This window comes from Neisseria subflava (assembly GCF_003044935.1).
Taxonomy (GTDB): Bacteria; Pseudomonadota; Gammaproteobacteria; order Burkholderiales; family Neisseriaceae; genus Neisseria; species Neisseria subflava_E.
The window spans coordinates 23,864-41,666 of sequence record NZ_POXP01000004.1; the positions used below are offsets into that span (position 1 = coordinate 23,864).

23 protein-coding genes and 1 pseudogene are annotated in these 17,803 nt (G+C 53.1%); 15 read left to right on the forward strand and 9 right to left on the reverse strand.

What is annotated here, in order from left to right; genetic code table 11:
* Positions 1-69 precede the first annotated feature (69 nt).
* The gene (locus DBY95_RS09755) at positions 70-879 is read left to right on the forward strand and encodes an alpha/beta hydrolase (RefSeq protein WP_107724189.1); all 810 of its coding nucleotides are present in this window, start codon (positions 70-72) and stop codon (positions 877-879) included.
* 155 nt (positions 880-1,034) lie between these two features.
* On the opposite strand, the gene rsmI is transcribed toward DBY95_RS09755, so the two are convergent.
* Positions 1,035-1,913, reverse strand: coding sequence for a 16S rRNA (cytidine(1402)-2'-O)-methyltransferase (gene rsmI, locus DBY95_RS09760; protein ID WP_107724190.1), 879 nt, complete (start codon positions 1,911-1,913; stop codon positions 1,035-1,037).
* Between the two features lie 65 nt (positions 1,914-1,978).
* Here rsmI and DBY95_RS09765 point away from each other — a divergent pair, with 65 nt between their 5' ends.
* The 6 genes from DBY95_RS09765 (at position 1,979) to DBY95_RS09790 (ending at position 5,826) form a co-directional block, all read left to right on the forward strand.
* The gene (locus DBY95_RS09765; RefSeq protein WP_107724191.1) at positions 1,979-2,326 is read left to right on the forward strand and encodes a YraN family protein; all 348 of its coding nucleotides are present in this window, start codon (positions 1,979-1,981) and stop codon (positions 2,324-2,326) included.
* Between the two features lie 4 nt (positions 2,327-2,330).
* Complete coding sequence (locus tag DBY95_RS09770) at positions 2,331-2,924, forward strand: phosphoheptose isomerase (RefSeq protein WP_107724192.1); 594 nt, start codon at positions 2,331-2,333, stop codon at positions 2,922-2,924.
* Between the two features lie 73 nt (positions 2,925-2,997).
* Positions 2,998-3,609, forward strand: coding sequence for a BON domain-containing protein (locus DBY95_RS09775; protein ID WP_049330858.1), 612 nt, complete (start codon positions 2,998-3,000; stop codon positions 3,607-3,609).
* A gap of 67 nt (positions 3,610-3,676) precedes the next feature.
* Positions 3,677-4,282, forward strand: coding sequence for a hypothetical protein (locus DBY95_RS09780; protein WP_107724193.1), 606 nt, complete (start codon positions 3,677-3,679; stop codon positions 4,280-4,282).
* A gap of 42 nt (positions 4,283-4,324) precedes the next feature.
* Positions 4,325-5,125, forward strand: a complete 801-nt coding sequence (gene map / locus DBY95_RS09785) for a type I methionyl aminopeptidase (protein ID WP_224783515.1) — start codon at positions 4,325-4,327, stop codon at positions 5,123-5,125.
* A 404-nt stretch (positions 5,126-5,529) separates the two neighbouring features.
* The gene (locus DBY95_RS09790; protein WP_107724194.1) at positions 5,530-5,826 is read left to right on the forward strand and encodes a helix-turn-helix domain-containing protein; all 297 of its coding nucleotides are present in this window, start codon (positions 5,530-5,532) and stop codon (positions 5,824-5,826) included.
* A 95-nt stretch (positions 5,827-5,921) separates the two neighbouring features.
* Here DBY95_RS09790 and DBY95_RS09795 read toward each other — a convergent pair whose 3' ends face one another.
* The 3 genes from DBY95_RS09795 to DBY95_RS09805 are packed head-to-tail and all read right to left on the reverse strand — an operon-like array spanning position 5,922 to position 8,311.
* Positions 5,922-6,872 (reverse strand): YheT family hydrolase, encoded by a 951-nt coding sequence (locus DBY95_RS09795; protein ID WP_107724195.1) that lies wholly within the window; start codon positions 6,870-6,872, stop codon positions 5,922-5,924.
* A 12-nt stretch (positions 6,873-6,884) separates the two neighbouring features.
* Positions 6,885-7,511: a phosphatase PAP2 family protein gene (locus DBY95_RS09800; RefSeq protein WP_107724196.1), complete on the reverse strand. Its 627-nt coding sequence runs from the start codon at positions 7,509-7,511 to the stop codon at positions 6,885-6,887.
* A complete protein-coding gene (locus tag DBY95_RS09805; protein WP_107724197.1) occupies positions 7,511-8,311 on the reverse strand; it encodes a competence/damage-inducible protein A in 801 nt (266 codons plus the stop codon). Before DBY95_RS09805 ends, DBY95_RS09800 begins: the two co-directional genes overlap by 1 nt.
* 110 nt (positions 8,312-8,421) lie before the next feature.
* Here DBY95_RS09805 and argG point away from each other — a divergent pair, with 110 nt between their 5' ends.
* The 5 genes from argG (at position 8,422) to DBY95_RS09830 (ending at position 11,457) form a co-directional block, all read left to right on the forward strand.
* Positions 8,422-9,765 carry an argininosuccinate synthase gene (gene argG, locus DBY95_RS09810; protein WP_107724198.1) on the forward strand — a complete coding sequence of 448 codons (1,344 nt, stop codon included), beginning with the start codon at positions 8,422-8,424 and terminating at the stop codon, positions 9,763-9,765.
* A gap of 42 nt (positions 9,766-9,807) precedes the next feature.
* Positions 9,808-10,023, forward strand: a complete 216-nt coding sequence (locus tag DBY95_RS09815) for a DUF4177 domain-containing protein (protein WP_036493650.1) — start codon at positions 9,808-9,810, stop codon at positions 10,021-10,023.
* The gene (locus tag DBY95_RS09820) at positions 10,016-10,231 is read left to right on the forward strand and encodes a hypothetical protein (RefSeq protein WP_049330864.1); all 216 of its coding nucleotides are present in this window, start codon (positions 10,016-10,018) and stop codon (positions 10,229-10,231) included. Before DBY95_RS09815 ends, DBY95_RS09820 begins: the two co-directional genes overlap by 8 nt.
* A 129-nt stretch (positions 10,232-10,360) precedes the next feature.
* Positions 10,361-10,810 (forward strand): DUF3290 domain-containing protein, encoded by a 450-nt coding sequence (locus DBY95_RS09825; RefSeq protein WP_107724199.1) that lies wholly within the window; start codon positions 10,361-10,363, stop codon positions 10,808-10,810.
* Positions 10,811-10,824: 14 nt separating this feature from the next.
* Positions 10,825-11,457 carry a DUF421 domain-containing protein gene (locus DBY95_RS09830; RefSeq protein WP_107724200.1) on the forward strand — a complete coding sequence of 211 codons (633 nt, stop codon included), beginning with the start codon at positions 10,825-10,827 and terminating at the stop codon, positions 11,455-11,457.
* Positions 11,458-11,529: 72 nt separating this feature from the next.
* Here DBY95_RS09830 and DBY95_RS09835 read toward each other — a convergent pair whose 3' ends face one another.
* The 3 genes from DBY95_RS09835 to DBY95_RS09845 form a co-directional block, all read right to left on the reverse strand.
* Complete coding sequence (locus DBY95_RS09835; RefSeq protein ID WP_107724201.1) at positions 11,530-11,901, reverse strand: DUF488 domain-containing protein; 372 nt, start codon at positions 11,899-11,901, stop codon at positions 11,530-11,532.
* Between the two features lie 63 nt (positions 11,902-11,964).
* Positions 11,965-12,747, reverse strand: a complete 783-nt coding sequence (trpC, locus tag DBY95_RS09840; RefSeq protein ID WP_107724202.1) for an indole-3-glycerol phosphate synthase TrpC — start codon at positions 12,745-12,747, stop codon at positions 11,965-11,967.
* A gap of 143 nt (positions 12,748-12,890) precedes the next feature.
* Positions 12,891-14,363, reverse strand: coding sequence for a malate:quinone oxidoreductase (locus tag DBY95_RS09845; protein ID WP_107724203.1), 1,473 nt, complete (start codon positions 14,361-14,363; stop codon positions 12,891-12,893).
* A 434-nt stretch (positions 14,364-14,797) separates the two neighbouring features.
* On the opposite strand from DBY95_RS09845, the gene DBY95_RS09850 reads away from it, so the two are divergent.
* The 3 genes from DBY95_RS09850 to DBY95_RS09860 all read left to right on the forward strand — a co-directional run bounded on the left by DBY95_RS09850 (position 14,798) and on the right by DBY95_RS09860 (position 16,842).
* The gene (locus DBY95_RS09850) at positions 14,798-15,292 is read left to right on the forward strand and encodes a hypothetical protein (RefSeq protein WP_107724204.1); all 495 of its coding nucleotides are present in this window, start codon (positions 14,798-14,800) and stop codon (positions 15,290-15,292) included.
* A gap of 82 nt (positions 15,293-15,374) precedes the next feature.
* Positions 15,375-16,004, forward strand: a complete 630-nt coding sequence (gene rsmG, locus DBY95_RS09855) for a 16S rRNA (guanine(527)-N(7))-methyltransferase RsmG (protein ID WP_049359315.1) — start codon at positions 15,375-15,377, stop codon at positions 16,002-16,004.
* 67 nt (positions 16,005-16,071) lie between these two features.
* A complete protein-coding gene (locus DBY95_RS09860) occupies positions 16,072-16,842 on the forward strand; it encodes a ParA family protein (protein WP_107724205.1) in 771 nt (256 codons plus the stop codon).
* Between the two features lie 131 nt (positions 16,843-16,973).
* Here the strand turns inward: DBY95_RS09860 and DBY95_RS09865 are convergent, their stop codons facing one another.
* Positions 16,974-17,303: a hypothetical protein gene (locus DBY95_RS09865; protein ID WP_199903882.1), complete on the reverse strand. Its 330-nt coding sequence runs from the start codon at positions 17,301-17,303 to the stop codon at positions 16,974-16,976.
* Positions 17,304-17,349: 46 nt separating this feature from the next.
* Positions 17,350-17,544, reverse strand: a pseudogene (locus tag DBY95_RS10775) (SWIM zinc finger family protein); the annotation flags it as partial.
* Between the last annotated feature and the right edge of the window lie 259 nt (positions 17,545-17,803).

Sequence of the window (17,803 nt, forward strand, 5' to 3'; positions counted from 1 at the left end):
CTGAAATCCATTGTCCAGACGGCCTTCTCTCCTTTTACTTAAGCAACCCATTGATTAAAGCACCCCATCATGCCCATCCGTCCCAACTGGCAAACCGCCACCCTGCTGCAAGCCGAAGAAACCTCCGTTACCTCTACCCACACCGGCCGTACCTACCGCATTCAAGCCGCGGCACTCGGCGAGCGTCCGGCAGGCGGCTATCCCGTACTGTATATTCTTGACGGAGATGCCTTTTTCCCCGCCATCCTCAATATGGCGCAATCCCTGCTCATCAATCCCATTACCAAAAGCCATGCCGCCTGTCTGATTGTCGGTATCGGCTACACCGGCGGCACCATCCGCGACTTAAGCCAACGCGCCCTCGACTACACGCCGCCGCTGCCCGACAACGCGCCCGAATCCGAACGCAAACAATACGGCCAAGCCGACCGCTTCAGCCGCTTTATCGATGACGAACTCTCCGCCCTGCTCAACAGCAAATACCGCATCGATACCCAAAACCAAGCTGTCTTCGGCCATTCGTTCGGCGCCTTGTACGGCCTCTATTCCCTGTTCACCCGCCCCGAACGATTCCGCCATTATTTGCTGGTGTCACCGTCTATCTGGTGGCAAGACCGCCGCGTACTCGATTGGCTGCCCGACACTTTGCCACAAGGAATCGGCATCCGCCTTGGCGCAGGCGAACATGAAGGCAGAAACAACCGCCCCGACCAAACCAGCAGCGGCATGGTTGCACAAGCCAAAATTCTTGCCGGCACTTTGCACCACCTCGGCGCGGATGTCCACTTTACCCTCTACCCCAACGCCAATCACGGCAACGCCCCGTTTTACGCCCTGACCGACTGCATCGAATATTTGCGCAACGTATGGCAGCGTTAAAGCAGGTTTGCCAAACATTGAGGCTGTCTGAAACGCAAACACCAAAGCGTATTGAACTTATTGGGTCAATTTAAAACCACTAAAGTCCAATCAAAAAAGGCCGTCTGAAATCTACTGTTCAGACGGTCTTTGATATACGGTTTGCCAATCAGCCATTATCCCTGCTTTTTCCATTCCAAAGCCAAATCATACAGCGCCTTTTTATTCTCGCCGGTAATCTTAGCGGCAAGCTCGGCGGCTTGTTTGGTCGGCAACTCGACCGCAAGGATTTTCATGGTATTTTGCGCCGCCTCGGGCAAATCGCTGTGCTTTTCTTTCACCGCAGGGTGCAACACCAGCACCATCTCGCCACGCGTTTGGTTGCTGTCGTTTTTGAGGGCGACTTGGATTTCGGCAACCGTGCCGCTGAGAAAGGTTTCAAACGTTTTGGTGATTTCGCGTGCCAAAGTCAAACGGCGTTCGGGGAACTGCGCGGCCATATCCGCAAGGCTTGATTCGATACGGTGCGGCGTTTCAAACATCACAATCGGAAAATCGGCTTCCGCCCATTTGGCCAACAGCTTTTGGCGTTCGCCGGCCTTAGGCGGCAGGAAACCGTTGAAGTAAAAATCGGATTCCGTCACACCGGCCACGCTCAACGCCCCCATGACCGCACTTGCACCGACCACAGGCACCACTTTAAATCCGGCTTCGCGCACGCGGGCGGCAAGTTTCGCACCGGGATCGCAAACAGCAGGCGTACCCGCATCCGAAACTTGGGCGACGCTCAGGCCGTCTGAAAGATGGGCGATGATTTTGTCGGCCATTTGCTGCTCGTTGTGTTCGCGCACGCTCACGAGTTTGCCCTGAATGCCGTACGCACTCAAAAGCTGGGCGGTAACGCGGGTATCCTCGGCGCAGATAACATCGGCCTTTTGCAGCACGGCCAGCGCGCGCAGCGTTATGTCGGCTAAATTGCCGATGGGCGTGGCGACAACGTATAATGTCTGTTTTTCGATGCTGTCGACGGCTTTTTGCAGATGTTTTGTGTACATAGATTCAAGGCCGTCTGAAACGGCGTCTCTTTAAAAACAATGATTATATAACGGGTAAACTTTTCATGCGCTTAAACCACAAACAGGGGGCGGCGGCCGAAGATGCGGCGCTGGCATTCCTGCTGGGCAAAGGCTACTCGCTGCTGGCGCGGAACTGGCATTGCGCCTACGGCGAAATCGATTTAATCGTCAAAAACGGCAGTACGATTGTGTTTGTTGAAGTAAAATACCGCAAAAACCGAGGTTTCGGTGGTGCCGCATACAGCATCTCGCCGTCCAAATTATTGAAATTGCAACGAAGTGTAGAGTATTATCTGCAAAAGCACGGGTTAAACCATGCGCCCTGCCGCCTGGACGCGGTATTGATTGAGGGCGACGGCCCGCCCGAATGGATTCAAAATATTACAGGTTAACCTCATGACAACATTACAAGAACGCGTTTCCGCACATTTTGCCGAGAGCATCCGCTCCAAGCAAGAAGCCGAAAAAGTACTGGTCGAGCCGACCGCACAGGCCGCCGAGCTGATGCTGCAATGCCTGATGAACGACGGCAAAATCCTGGCTTGCGGCAACGGCGGTTCGGCTGCCGACGCGCAACACTTTGCCGCAGAAATGACCGGCCGTTTTGAAAAAGAACGCATGGAATTGGCTGCTGTCGCGCTGACAACGGACACTTCCGCCCTGACCGCCATCGGCAACGACTACGGTTTCGACCATGTATTCAGCAAACAAGTGCGCGCGCTCGGACGTGCCGGCGACGTATTGGTCGGCATCTCCACCTCCGGCAATTCCGCCAACGTCATCGAAGCCATCAAAGCGGCACACGAGCGCGATATGCACGTCATCGCTATGACCGGCCGCGACGGCGGCAAAATCGCCGCCATGCTCAAAGATACCGACGTTTTGCTCAACGTCCCTTATCCGCGCACTGCCCGCATTCAGGAAAACCATATTTTGCTGATTCACGCCATGTGCGACTGCATCGACTCCGTCCTGCTTGAAGGCATGTAACCCTTTCTTTTCAGACGGCCCATCCCTTAAAGGCCGTCTGAACGCCCACCCGTCCATACCCAAGGAAAAGGATATGAAGAATATCAAACGCTACGCCCTCCCCGTTCTGACTGCGACCCTCTTGAGCTTGAGTCTGAGCGGCTGCGTCGGCGCACTGATCGGCGGTGCAGCCGTCGGCACCAAATCCGCCGTCGACCGCCGCACCACTGGTGCGCAAACCGACGACAACGTTATGGCCCTGCGCGTCGAAACCACCGCACGCTCCTACCTGCGCCAAAACAACCAAGTCGAAGGCTACAAGCCCAAACTGAACGTTGTCGGCTACAACCGCCACCTGCTCCTGCTCGGCCAAGTGGCTACCGAAGGCGAAAAACAATTTGTTGAACGCATTGCCCGTTCCGAACAAGCCGCAGAAGGCGTGTACAACTACATCACCGTTGCCTCACAAGCGCGTTCGCTCGGCGATGTGACCAACGATACTTGGGGCACATCCAAAGTTCGTGCAACCCTGTTGGGCCTAAGCCCGGCCACCCAAGCACGCGTCAAAATCGTGACTTACGGCAACGTGACCTATGTGATGGGCATCCTCACGCCTGACGAGCAAGCCCGCGTGACCCAAAAAGTCAGCACGACCGTCGGCGTACAAAAAGTCGTGACCCTCTATCAAAACTACGTTGCCAACTGATTCACAGGCAACCCGGGGCCGTCTGAACATTCAGACGGCCATTCCTCCAACGATTACCCGCCCCATCATGTCCAAGAATAATAAAACCCCTTTCCAACTTAAGCCCAAACACCTAATCCGCGCTTTATTCCTTGTCAGCTTTATCGCCGTCGCAGCCCTTGTTGCCGGCGTATTCAGCACCCTAAACTCCGGTAAAACCGACGTACCCGAAAAAAGCCCTGCCGAACAAACCGACACACGCATTGAAGTTTGGCGCCCCAACGGCGCAGTCGAACCTGAAACCGTTCAGCCTGCCAAAGACGGCGACGCAAAAACCGCCTCCGGCAATCCTGTCGTTCCACAAAACGAAAAAAGCGACAACGCCGAAGAAGGTGCAAAAAACGACCGTCCTGCCGCACACCGCGGTAAACGCACAGAAAACAAACGCGCCGAAACCGACAAATCAGAAAAAGCACAATCCGACAACAGCAGCCCTGCTGCTCAAAACACACCTCAAGCAGACAGCCAGCCGGTAGCAAACAAAGCCGCAGACAGCAAACCTGCCGCACAAGCAGTAGAAAACAAACCGGAAAAAGCCAAAGCCACCGAGTCTAAACCGACTCCGAAAGCCGAGCCTGAGGCCAAACCACAAGCCAAACCGCGCAATAAAGACAATCTCGACAACCTGTTTTAAACAGACGGCACACCCGTCCCGTTCAGACGGCCTCCATGCCGTCTGAAACAAGAAGGAAACCTCATGAACGAAGTCATCATCAAAACCCCCGAAGAAATCGAAAAAATGCGCGAACTCGGCCGCTTGGTCGCCGAAGCCCTCGATTACATCGGCCAATTCGTCAAACCCGGCGTAACCACCAACGAAATCGATAAACTCGTTTACGACTACCACGTCAACGTTCAAGGCGGTTATCCGGCCCCCCTCAACTACGGCAACCCGCCCTACCCAAAATCCTGCTGCACCTCCGTCAACCACGTCATCTGCCACGGCATTCCCGACGACAAGCCGCTGAAAGAAGGCGACATCGTCAACATCGACCTGACCATTAAAAAAGACGGCTTCCACGGCGACTCCAGCCGTATGTTTACCGTCGGCAAAGTCTCCCCGATTGCCCAACGCCTGATCGACGTGACCCACGCCTCCATGATGGCGGGTATCGAAGCGGTCAAACCCGGCGCCACCCTCGGCGATGTCGGCTATGCCTGCCAACAGGTTGCCGAAAATGCCGGCTACTCCGTCGTACAGGAATTCTGTGGCCACGGCATCGGCCGCGGTTTCCACGAAGCGCCGCAAGTGGTCCACTACGGCCGCAAAGGCGAGGGCCTCGTCCTTAAACCGGGCATGATTTTCACCATCGAGCCGATGATCAACCAAGGCAAACGCCACCTGCGCATCCTGAACGACGGTTGGACAGTGGTCACCAAAGACCGCTCCCTCTCCGCCCAATGGGAACACGAAGTTTTGGTTACCGAAACCGGCTACGAAATCCTTACCATCAGCCCTGCCAGCGGTAAGCCTTAACCTTGAAAAACCTTCAGGCCGTCTGAAAACATAGATTCAGACGGCCTGAAATTTATTCGCATTCTCAACCTATAAAACCGAATAAAAACTCGAAATTAAGTTTTTACCCAAATTGAATTGTTTAATTATGTAAAAATTTGCTTACGCCATATTTAAGATAAACGCATAATTTGATGATTTATATAATGAAAATTTACCGAAATAATGAATTAAGAAATATTTACACAAATTATGGCAGACAGCGGAAAACTTCTTTCGAATATACTGTCTAATTATCTAGATCAGTCATTTGCAATACGCCCACATATCACCCCAAAAGCCTACAGGAAAAGGGATGCCGGCATTCTTGCAGACCCATTTTTATGCCTAGAGGCATGCAACAAATACCACAATAAGGAAGATTCATGAAATCGTTCGAAAAAATTGAAAACATCCGCGATATCCGTAAAAAACTCGGCCTGAACCAAATGGACTTCTGGAGCCGCATTGGTGTGACTCAATCCGGTGGTTCCCGTTACGAATCCGGCCGCAATATGCCTAAACCTGTACGCGAATTGCTGCGTTTGGTACACATCGAGCGCGTAGATTTGGCTAAAGTTAACCGTGACGACTTGGCCGTTGCGTCCTTGCTGAAAAACCGCGACCCTGAGTTGTACGCTTCTCTGAAAAAAGAAGCCAAAGCCGACAGCAAAGGCAAATAATCAAGCCATTCAAAATGGCCGTCTGAAATTCGTTTTCAGACGGCCATTTTACTTTCTACACTCTAAGGGCGTGTCGCATATATGCCCTTTTTCATTTACGGCTGATACTGTTTGAAATAGTCCAACACTGTTTGCGGCAGCCATTGCAGATTCAGACGGCCTTGATCGCGGCTGACGAAGCCGACATGACCGCCGTATGCCGGTTGCAGCAACGTAACGGCCGAGGACACGTCCCGCCCGGTCGGCAGGGCTTCCGGCGGCAGGAAAGGGTCGTTGACGGCATTAAGCAGCAGCAACGGCGTATCCACGCCTTTCAGGAACGGTTTGCAGGAATTGCGGCGGTAGTAATCATGACGGTCGGCAAAACCGTGTAGCGGCGCGGTAAAGCGGTCGTCAAAATCGCCAAGCGTTTTGCAGTTTTGCTGGCTTAAGGCCGTCTGAAACCGGGGAATCGCCTGAGCTTTCGGCAACAGCGAATTTAAAAAATAGCGCGTGTAAATCAGTCGCGTCATGCCCTGATCAAAACGCGTACCGGCCGCCACAGCATCAACCGGCGCGGAAACGACGGCAGAAGCGCGCGGAACGGCATTGCTGCCCTGCTCGCCCAAATATTTGGCCAAGGCATTGCCCCCCAAAGAAACGCCGACGGCGTAGATGGTTGAATAGCGTTGTGCCAGCGTGTTGAGCATAAAGGCGATTTCAGTCGTATCGCCGAGGTGGTAGAACACGGGCGCGGTGTTTTCTATGCCGCCGCAACTGCGGAAATGGGCAACCACGCCGTTCCAACCGCGCTGCTGAACGGCTTTCATCAGCTCGACCGCGTAATGGCTCTCGCTGCTGCCTTCCAATCCATGGAACAAAACCACCAACGGCGCATCGGGGTCGGCGCTGTCGACAAAATCGTAGGCAACTTGGGTTTTACCGGTACTGTCGGGCAGAAGCTCGCGGCGGTAGTCGGGCGCCTTGCCTTGCAGCAACTTGGCAAACAGGGTGTCGGCATGGCCGTTTCTGAGCCAATAAGGCGTGTTGGGTGAACGTGTATTCATGATTTATTTCTTCTATTTTTCAGACGGCCTGAAGATGAGCATATACACCAGCAAAGCAGTCAGCGTGCCGTTGGTCCAGCCTGCCCAAACATCGGTGGGATAATGCACGCCCAAATAAATGCGTGAAAACCCGGTCAACAGGGCAAAGGAAATACCGCCTATCCAAGCGGCACGGCGATAGCGCGTGCGGCGGCAAAGCAATATCAACATGACGGCAATAGCGGCGGAAAACGTGCTGTGGCCGCTGGGGAAGGAAAAATTGCTCTCTTCAATCAGGCGCGGCCAAAGCAGCGGACGTTCTCGGGCAAACCAAACCTTCACAATCAGCATATTCAAAGTCGGCACCAATGCCGCCAACACGCAAAACAGTGCTTCGCGCTTTTTATCGGCGAAATACAGGGCTGTGGCAACTGCGCCGATCAGCGGCACGGCAATTGCGGTTTTGCCCAGATAGTGCAACACGGTGGCAATCGGGTCAAACCATGTGCCCGCGTGGGCATGGACGGCGTGCATCAGCGGCGGTTCGAAAGCGAAGCCGCCATATTGCGCCAGCCAAATGCCGATAACGAGGGTCGGCGGTAAAAACAGCAAAGAAGCGAAAGTCAGTGCGCGTTTGGCTTGGGCCGGAGACAAGTGCATTATTCCACCGTTTCTTTCAAAGTCGCGCCAATTGCCTGCAAACCCTGCAACGCATCTGCCCACGCCGCATCCAGCAAGCGGCAGGCCTCGCCTTCCGCCTTAATGCCGAACTCGATATGCGGCGGAATATAACGGCCGTCTGAATCGGTACGGCCCACGGTGGGCAGGCTGTACGAACGGATACCGGCGTAGGTACGCTCAAGATGTTCCATAATCGGCGTAATGCGCGATTCGGGTTGGTCGAACACATACACGCTGCGGCTGCCGCGTTCGGTTTGGTTGAAGCGGTCGGCGTAATAAGTTTCCAATACCCATTCGGCCATCGGGTGCGCCATCACGGGGAAGCCGGGGAAGAAATAATGCTCGCGGATAGAAAATCCAGCGATGTTGTTAAACGGATTGGGCACCAATTCCGCGCCCTCGGGAAAATCCGCCATTTTCAGGCGTTGGGCGTGTTCCGGCGAATCGAGCGGCTCGCCGCGTTTCAGGGTTACGCCTTCGATAAACTTGGCGGCTTCAGGATGGCGGACAACGGGCAAATCCAAAGCAGCCGCTGCGGCTTGGCGCGTGTGGTCGTCAGGCGTAGAGCCGATACCGCCGGTAACGAAAGTCGGCAGGCCGTCTGAAAAACTGCGGCGCAGTTGTTTGACCAGCAATTCGGGTTCGTCAGGCAGATATTGCACCTGATTGAGCTTCAGCCCGTGCGATTCCAATAAGGATTTAAAAAAGGCGAAATGCTTGTCTTGACGGCTGCCGTGCAGGATTTCGTCGCCGATGATGATGAGGTTAAAAGCGTTCATGATGAGGTTTCTTTAATACGGCCCTCCGAACATTCAGACGGCCTAATTGCTGACAATGTATTCCATTTATAAGATAATGGTTTCAACTTTTCAAGTCTGGAGGAATCCCAATGAGCCAAAACCATACCATTTTACAAAATCTCCCCATCGGTCAAAAAGTCGGCATCGCCTTCTCCGGCGGTCTTGATACCTCTGCCGCACTACTGTGGATGAAACTCAAAGGCGCGCTGCCTTATGCCTACACCGCCAACCTCGGCCAACCTGACGAAGACGATTACAACGCCATTCCTAAAAAAGCGATGGAATACGGCGCAGAAAACGCCCGCCTGATTGACTGCCGCGCACAACTGGCACACGAGGGCATCGCCGCCATCCAATGCGGCGCGTTCCATGTTTCCACCGGCGGCATCGCCTATTTCAACACCACACCTTTGGGCCGCGCCGTGACCGGCACCATGCTCGTTTCCGCCATGAAAGAAGACGACGTGAATATCTGGGGCGACGGCAGCACCTACAAAGGCAACGACATCGAGCGTTTCTACCGCTACGGCCTGTTGACCAACCCGGCACTGAAAATCTACAAACCCTGGCTCGACCAACAATTTATCGACGAACTCGGCGGCCGTCACGAAATGAGCGAATTTCTGATTGCCAACGGCTTCAACTACAAAATGTCGGTTGAAAAAGCTTACTCCACCGACTCCAACATGCTGGGTGCCACCCACGAAGCCAAAGACTTGGAATTCCTCAACAGCGGCATCAAAATCGTTAAGCCCATCATGGGCGTTGCCTTCTGGGACGAAAGCGTCGAAGTCAAACCCGAAGAAGTCAGCGTACGCTTTGAAGAAGGCGTGCCGGTTGCACTGAACGGCAAAGAATACGCCGACCCGGTCGAACTCTTCCTCGAGGCCAACCGCATCGGCGGCCGTCACGGCTTGGGCATGAGCGACCAAATCGAAAACCGCATCATCGAAGCCAAATCACGCGGTATCTACGAAGCCCCGGGCATGGCATTGTTCCACATCGCCTACGAGCGTTTAGTAACCGGCATCCACAACGAAGACACCATCGAACAATACCGCATCAACGGCCTGCGCCTCGGCCGCCTGCTCTACCAAGGCCGCTGGTTCGACAGCCAAGCCCTCATGTTGCGCGAAACCGCCCAACGCTGGGTCGCCAAAGCCATCACCGGCGAAGTAACCCTCGAACTGCGCCGCGGCAACGACTACTCGATTCTGAACACCGAATCGCCCAACCTGACCTATCAACCGGAACGCCTGAGTATGGAAAAAGTCGAAGACGCAGCGTTCACACCGCTCGACCGCATCGGCCAACTGACCATGCGCAACCTCGACATCACCGACACCCGCGCCAAACTGGGTATTTACTCGCAAAGCGGTTTGTTGTCCTTGGGCGAAGGCTCCGTATTGCCGCAGTTGAACAATAAAGAGTAGAATCATGGGGGCTTTAAGGCCCCCTTATTTTAAAGGAATAAAATGAAAGAATATAAAGCCGTCATTTATCAAGAGAACCTGCTTTCCAGCTTGATTTTCGGCAGCGCCAAAATCAATCCGGTCAAATTCAGCGATTTCCTCAACAGCCACGCCTCACAAGGCTGGAAGGTCGTTACCATGGAAAAAGACCAGCGCCGCATGCTGCTGTTTTTCGTGCGTGAAGCCTACGTCGTCATTTTGGAAAAAGAACGTGTTTAAACTCGGCGTCTATGCCTGTCTCGGATTGTTCGTCAGCTGGGTGTTGCTCTTGATTTTGCAACTTTGGTTTTCCTTCGTCGATGCCGATTTGTTTCTCAAAATCACCCTGACCATGGCAGGTCTTTTCATTATCATTCTGGCCAGCTTACTGGTCATCAGCCAGTATTTTTCCGAAAAGAAAATGAAGGACGACGGATTTATCAACTGATACTACTTCGAGAAGCGCCATGTATGCTTTATCCGAAACCTTGACGCAACATCCTTGTTTAATAGACGAGGCCGTCTAAAATTTAAGTTTCAGACGGCCTTATTACCCTTCCCAAATTTATCAAATACCATGAAATTCTTTTCTCACTTTTATCTTGAAAATCATATGTATTTCCACGACTACTTGAAATATATCCTGATTTTCGCCGCCCTCGTTATCCTCCTGCTCACCGTATCGCAATACCTGCGCCACCGCATGGACACCAAATACCGCGACCTGAGCATTATTGCGCTGTTGTTGCTCATCCTCATCTGCGGCACGCAATATCTTTCATACAGCGAGCGTCAAAACTTTGCCGCCGATACTTCGCGCATGGTAGGTTTTCTCAATGCCTTGATTGAAAACCAAAAAGTTGAAAAACAAGACATCATCGTCAACAGCACGCGCCTGTTCAACGGCATGATTATCGGCATCAAAAACCAATACTACGAAGTCCATTTCAATCAAGACTTCTCCGCCTACACGCTGACGCCCATCAATTTGGTCAACAACAATATCGAACTCATCGATAAAGAATAACAGGATACACACACATGGAAGCATACTCCCTGCTCGCCCTCAAACTACTGATGGGTATTTTAGGTTTGATTTTGCAAATCAACCTCTTAGGTAAAGGCAACCTCGCGCCGACCTCCGCCATGGACCAAGTGCAAAACTATGTACTCGGCGGCATCATCGGTGGCGTGATTTACAGCGACAGCGTCGGCCTGTTGCAATTTTTCCTCGTACTGATTTTGTGGACGCTGTTGGTCTTAAGCCTGAAATTCATCAAAAACCACAATCGCTGGGTCAAATCCATCATTGACGGCAAATCCGTCTGGGTTATCGTCAACGGCAAAATCCAAACCGATGAATGCATGAAAAACGGCATCAGCGCACACGACCTCATGTTCAAACTCCGCGCCGCCGGCATCTACGAAATCTCTGCCGTCAAACGTGCCGTGATGGAACAAAACGGCCAGCTCGCCGTCATTAAGTACGGCGACGAAAGCCTGCGCTATCCACTGATTACAGACGGCCAAGTTGACCCCGACATCCTCGAAATCATTAAGCGTGATGAAGAATGGCTGCAACAGGAACTCGACCACCTCCACCTTGAAGCCTCGCAAGTCTATATCGGCGAATACATAGACGGAAAATTGGTGGCACACCGTTATCCTTCTTGATTTGAAAATAGCAGGCCGTCTGAAACCTTGATTTCAGACAGCCTTTTTATATCCGGTTCAAACACTGATTTTTTAATCGCGATATTCAAACGTTGTGCCCAAAAATTGAGCCAGCGCAGAGACGTGGGAATGTCGGGGATCTTTGACGGCGGTCAGCAGCAGGATATTGCCGTGTTGCCGCTCCAAATCCAGCAGCCGCTTGATGGCGGCCTGCTCGGCATCGCCTTGCAGCTCTTCATGATAACGGCTGACAAAACTGTCAAAATTCTCAGCCGGATTTTCATGATACCAGCGGCGCAGGTTTGCACTGGGCGTAATGTCTTTCAGCCAAAGCGCCGTAGCGAAAACTTCTTTATGGACGCCGCGCGGATAAAGGCGGTCGATAAAGACGGCGGTTTGTTTAGAATCGGGTTGATAGGCGTAAATGCGCTGTACGGTAAACATTTTTTCTCGTCTCCAATGGATTCAGGCCGTCTGAAAATTCAGACGGCCTGATGTTTTTTAGGTTTAGAACAGTTTTTTGACTTCGGCTTCGATATCTTCGGCTCTCATAAAGGTTTCGCCGATCAGGAAAGTATGCACGCCGTGGCTGCGCATGAAATCGACGTCTTCTTTGTTGCGGATGCCGCTTTCGGTTACAACGGTTTTGCCGTTTAATTCGGGCAAGAGGTCGAGGGTTTGTTGCAGGGTCACTTCAAACGTACGCAGGTTGCGGTTGTTGACGCCCCACAACGGCGTGGTCATGTTGCGGCATTTTTCCAGCTCGGACGCATCGTGCAACTCCAACAATACAGTCATGCCCAATTCGTGGGCAACGGCTTCAAAACGCTCAAGCTGCTCGGCTTCCAAGGCAGCGGCAATCAGAAGAACCGCATCCGCACCCCACGCGCGCGCCTGATAGATTTGGTATTCGTCGATGATGAAATCTTTACGCAAGACCGGCAGCGCCACGGCCGCACGCGCCTGTTTCAAATACTCGGGCGAGCCTTGGAAATAAGGTTCGTCCGTCAACACGGACAAACAGGCCGCGCCGGCTTTTTCATAGGCAGCGGCGATTTCAGCAGGATGAAAATCAGGGCGGATCAGGCCTTTGCTCGGGCTGGCTTTTTTGACTTCGGCAATAATGGCTGGCAGATTCTGCGCGTGTTTTTCACGGATCGAGCCGATAAAGCTGCGAACCGGCGCAGCAGCCTGCGCTTGGGCTTTGATGTCTTCCAAGGAAACGGCAGCTTTTTGGGCGGCCACTTCTTCTGCTTTGGTGGCAAGGATTTTGTTGAGAATATCGGTCATGGCGTTTTTCTATTGGGGCTGATTTTCGGGTTTGAATCGTGCAACATGCTGACGAAGATTAGATTTCAGACGGCCTGAATGCCACTATTTTAATGGTTTGAAAAAAGGCGGGCAAGAATGCCCGCCTTTGTGTCTGCTTCAATTTAGTGATGAATGCCCAAAACGGACGCGTTGTGGCTGATGATTTCGTCCGCCAAAGTCGGATTGTCGTTCAGCTTGATACCGTAGCCGGGCACCAATTCTTTCAGACGGCCTGACCATGATTCGGCATGATCGGGGAAGCATTGGTTGATCAGCTTAATCATCAAAGGTACGGCTGTTGATGCACCTGGGGACGCGCCCAGCAATGCGGCCAGCGAGCCGTCGGCATGGGCGACGATTTCGGTACCGAATTGGAGTATACCGCCTTTTTTCGGGTCTTTTTTGATGATTTGTACGCGTTGACCGGCGGTAATCAGTTCCCAATCGTCAGGATTGGCTTCCGGATAATACTCTAAGAGCGAAGTGAAGCGTTCTTCTTTGGTTTTACGCAATTCGCCCAAGAGGTATTTGGTCAGCGGCATATTAGCCCAACCGGCGCGGAGCATAGGATAAAGGTTGTCCATGTGGATGGACATCGGCAAATCCATGAGTGAGCCTTGTTTGAGGAAGTTGGGGCGGAAGCCTGCATACGGGCCGAACATCAAATGGCGTTGGCCGTCCACGTTGCGGGTATCCAAATGCGGAACAGACATAGGGGGCGCGCCGACGGAGGCTTGGCCGTACACTTTGGCGTTGTGTTGCGCGGCCGTTTCGGGATTGCTGTTGCGGAAGAAGAGGCCGGAAACCGGAAAGCCGCCGTAGCCTTTGCCTTCGGGGATACCGGATTTTTGCAGCAGGGTCAGTGCGCCGCCGCCTGCGCCGAGGAAGACGAAACGGGTGCGGAGTGTCAACGGGTCGTCATCGTCTTTGGTGCTGCTGGTTTTCAGCACCCATGCGCCGTCCGATTCGCGGTTGAGGTCGTCGACATGACGGTTGAATTTGATTTTTACGCCTTTGTCGCTCAAGTATTTGACCATCTGGCGGGTCAGGCTGCCGAAATCGACGTCTGTGCCTTCGGCGGAGTAGTTGGCGGCGATGGATTGGTTTTCATCACGGCCGTTGACAACCAGCGGCGCCCATTCGGCAATTTTGGCGCGGTCGGTAGAAAACTCCATTTTTTCAAAGAGTTTTTGGTTTTTGAACACGTCGAAACGTTTTTGCAGATAACTGCAATGGTCGGCGTTCATCACCAGCGACATATGGGGAACGGAATTGATGAAAGTGCGGTCGGTCAGTTTGCCTTCTTCGACCAAAGTCGCCCAAAATTGGCGGCTGATATGGAATTGTTCGGCAATATTGAGGGCGCGGGTCGGATCGATCGTGCCGTCGGCAGTCAGGGGCGCATAGTTCAATTCACACAGCGCAGAGTGTCCCGTACCGGCATTGTTCCATGCATTTGATGATTCCAACGCTACATCTTCCAAGCGTTCGATCAGGGTGATTTCCCAAGATGGTTCGAGTTCTTTGAGCAATACGCCCAAAGTGGCGCTCATAATGCCGCCGCCTACTAATACGACATCGGTTGCTTCAGCCATGGTTTTACTCCTACTAAAGTCAGGCATGGTTTGCCTTGTGGTTATCTATCATTATAAACAACTGATTTCATAGGAATTATTTTGTATTTTTGTTGTGTGTGAAACTTTTGTTGCCTGCTGAGTTTCCGAGCGTAAATGGCGGAAGGCAGTTTCGGTTTGGGTTCCAGATTTCAGGTCTTTATAATATGTTATTGAGAATTTAGTAGATTTTACGGAGAAATGCAAAGATTTTCTGTTCGGTTCATATAAAAATAAGAGACTAGGCCATCTGAAAACGTTTTCTTAACCTTTATCCGCCAACGTTTGCCAAGAAAAAAGAATTTTTCATTTCTTTTTTAATTGACCGTTTTTGTCAGCAATTTCAGCGCTAACAAACGTGAATCAACCGCCAATCTGCTATCATTTCGACTTATCCCACAACAAGGCAAACCGCCATGTATCTGACACAAGAAAAGCCCTACCGCCCCCTATTGGTCGCACTGATATTCCTCACCCTGCCGCTGGCGATGATATTGCACAATATCGTGCAAATCGCCTTTTCAGACGGCCAAGGGCTGCTGGTCACGGTCAAAGACGGCGCGTGGGCATGGCAAAGCGGTTGGCAGGACTCCGTCGCATGGTTTGTCTGCGGCATGTTTGCCTTCCTCAACCTGCCGATTGCCGGCGGACTGACCAAGTTGGCGTATAAAAAAATGATGCGCCGGCATTCGCGTTATGCCATATTTCTTGCCGGTGTCGCAGCGTGTGCCTCGGCGGCGGCAGGATTGATTTTTGAAGCCATCTTAGGCAATGCCGCATTGGCAGGCTTGCGTGGGCAAGGCGTGTTCTACTACACCCTCTCCGTATGGATCATCGCCATGCTGACCCTGCCCAAACAACTCACGCGCGCTCCGGAGCAGCCCATCGTCTTTCACAAGATGAAACGTTGATTCAACAGGCGCAAACATTTTCAGACGGCATGCTTTCCGTTACCATTACATCCAACGCGTTTTAACCAATAAGGAATAACAAATGAATCAGGCGCAACAGCTCCGCGACGGCATACAGGCACTGGGTTTGGACATCGACGAAGCCAAACAGGCCAAACTTCTAGACTATGCCGCCCTGCTGCAAAAGTGGAACAAAACCTACAACCTGACCGCCCTGCGCGATCCCGCCCAAACCGTCAGCCATCACCTGCTCGACAGCCTGACCCTCTTGCCCTATATCGAACACGCCCAAACCATGCTCGACGTCGGCTCCGGCGGCGGACAGCCCGGCATACCCACCGCCATCTGCCGCCCCGACCTCGACATCACCCTCCTCGATGCCAACACCAAAAAAACCGCCTTTCTGCAACAAGCCGTCATCGAACTCGGCCTTAAAAACGTCCGCGTCATCAGCGGCCGCGTAGAAGCCGCCGCCGACTGCCGCGCCGACGTCATCACCAGCCGCGCCTTTGCCGAACTCGCCGACTTCGTCAACTGGACCGAGCACCTCCTCAAAGACGGCGGCTACTGGGCGGCCATGAAAGGCATATACCCGCAAGAAGAAATCGACAAACTGCCCGAAAGCGTCGCCGTCGAAAAAGTCGAAGCATTGCACGTCCCCCAACTCAATGCCGAACGCCATATCGTCATCATCCGCAAAAAGGCCGTCTGAAAACAACCCAAGCATACCGAATAACGGTACAATCCAGCCATCCACACTTAACACGACAGCAAAGCACATGAGCGCACAAATCCTCGCCGTCGCCAACCAAAAAGGCGGAGTCGGCAAAACCACCACCACCGTCAACCTAGCCGCCTCCCTAGCCTCCAAAGGCCGCCGCGTCCTCGTCGTCGACCTCGACCCCCAAGGCAACGCCACCACAGGCAGCGGCATCAACAAAGCTACCATCGAAAACGGCGTTTACCAAGTCGTCCTCGGCGAAACCGACATCCCCAACGCCGTCGTCCGCAGCAAAGAAGGCGGCTACGACGTATTGGGCGCCAACCGCACACTGGCCGGCGCAGAAGTCGAACTCGTCCAAGAAATCGCACGCGAAATCCGCCTCAAAAACGCCCTGCAGTTCGTTGCCGACGACTACGACTACGTCCTCATCGACTGCCCCCCGTCCCTGACCCTGCTTACCCTCAACGGCCTGGTCGCCGCCAACGGCGTTATCGTCCCCATGCTTTGCGAATACTACGCCCTCGAAGGCATTTCCGACCTAGTGGCCACCGTCCGTAAAATCCGCCAAGCCATCAACCCCGACCTCGACGTAACCGGCATCGTCCGCACCATGTACGACAGCCGCAGCCGCCTCGTCGTCGAAGTCAGCGAGCAGCTCAAACAACACTTCGGCAACCTGCTCTTCGACACCGTCATCCCCCGCAACATCCGCCTCGCCGAAGCCCCCAGCCACGGCCTCCCCGCCCTCGCCTACGACGCCCACGCCAAAGGCACCCAGGCTTATCTCGACTTGGCTGATGAACTGATTGTACGGTTGGAAAAATAAATAGGGATAGGGATATAAAAAGGCCGTCTGAAAGTTGGGAAATACTTTCAGACGGCCTTTGGTTTGATTGGAAAGAACATTTTTAAAAAAGACCGCGTGCGTGCGTACCGCACACACCCTACACATAAATTTCAAATTCTTTGTGATTCATTTGTAGGGTGTGTGCCCGAAGGCACGCACGCGGTGGCATGGAGGCTACGGCTTGCTGAATCGTCAGCCTTTTCAAAAGCATCCTGCAAACGCGGTATCAACAGAGGCAAAGCCTGCGCCAACGCCGCCGTTCCCTCTTGCGCCACATCTTCCAACCAGTCTTGCAGCCTGATACCCAAATCGGCAACTTCGTGGTCGGGCTCGGGAAAAGATTCTGGAGAGCTGCTGGCGATACGGATTGCCGCCCTTTTTAGGCTGCTGCGCGTCGGGTTCGTCCGGCTGCCCGTCCGGCGTTTGAGCGCGCACCGCATACCACAACGCCGCCATATGCTTGCACGCCCCGCCATAAGGACAATCGCAGCCCCCATCCTTAATGTACAAATCACTATCCAGCTTCAGCCATACCGAATAGTTTTCCGAACCGCACACCTCCGCCCGATAACGCCCAGTGGAAGTTTTTTGGATATCGCGAACCTTGCCCTGCTGAAAATACAGCAGTCCGCGTTCGGCGATATGGGGCAAGAACAGGTGGAGCGAGTGGATACGGGGCATGGTTTGCTTCCAAGAAGTTGTTGAAATATGGGGAGTTTACTGGCTCAGACGACGTTTGGGGAGAGGGTAGTGGGAAGATTTGTTTAGTAAAGTGGCAAAAGGTCGTCTGAAAATGGGTTTCAGACGACCTTTGGGAGGAAAGGGCTGTGGTTTAAAAAGACCGCACACCCTGCACATAGATTCCAAGTTTGCGTACTTGGCAGGTAAGGTGTACGCCTAAAGGCGCACCAGTTTTATGCGAGGCACAGTTTGCTAGCCA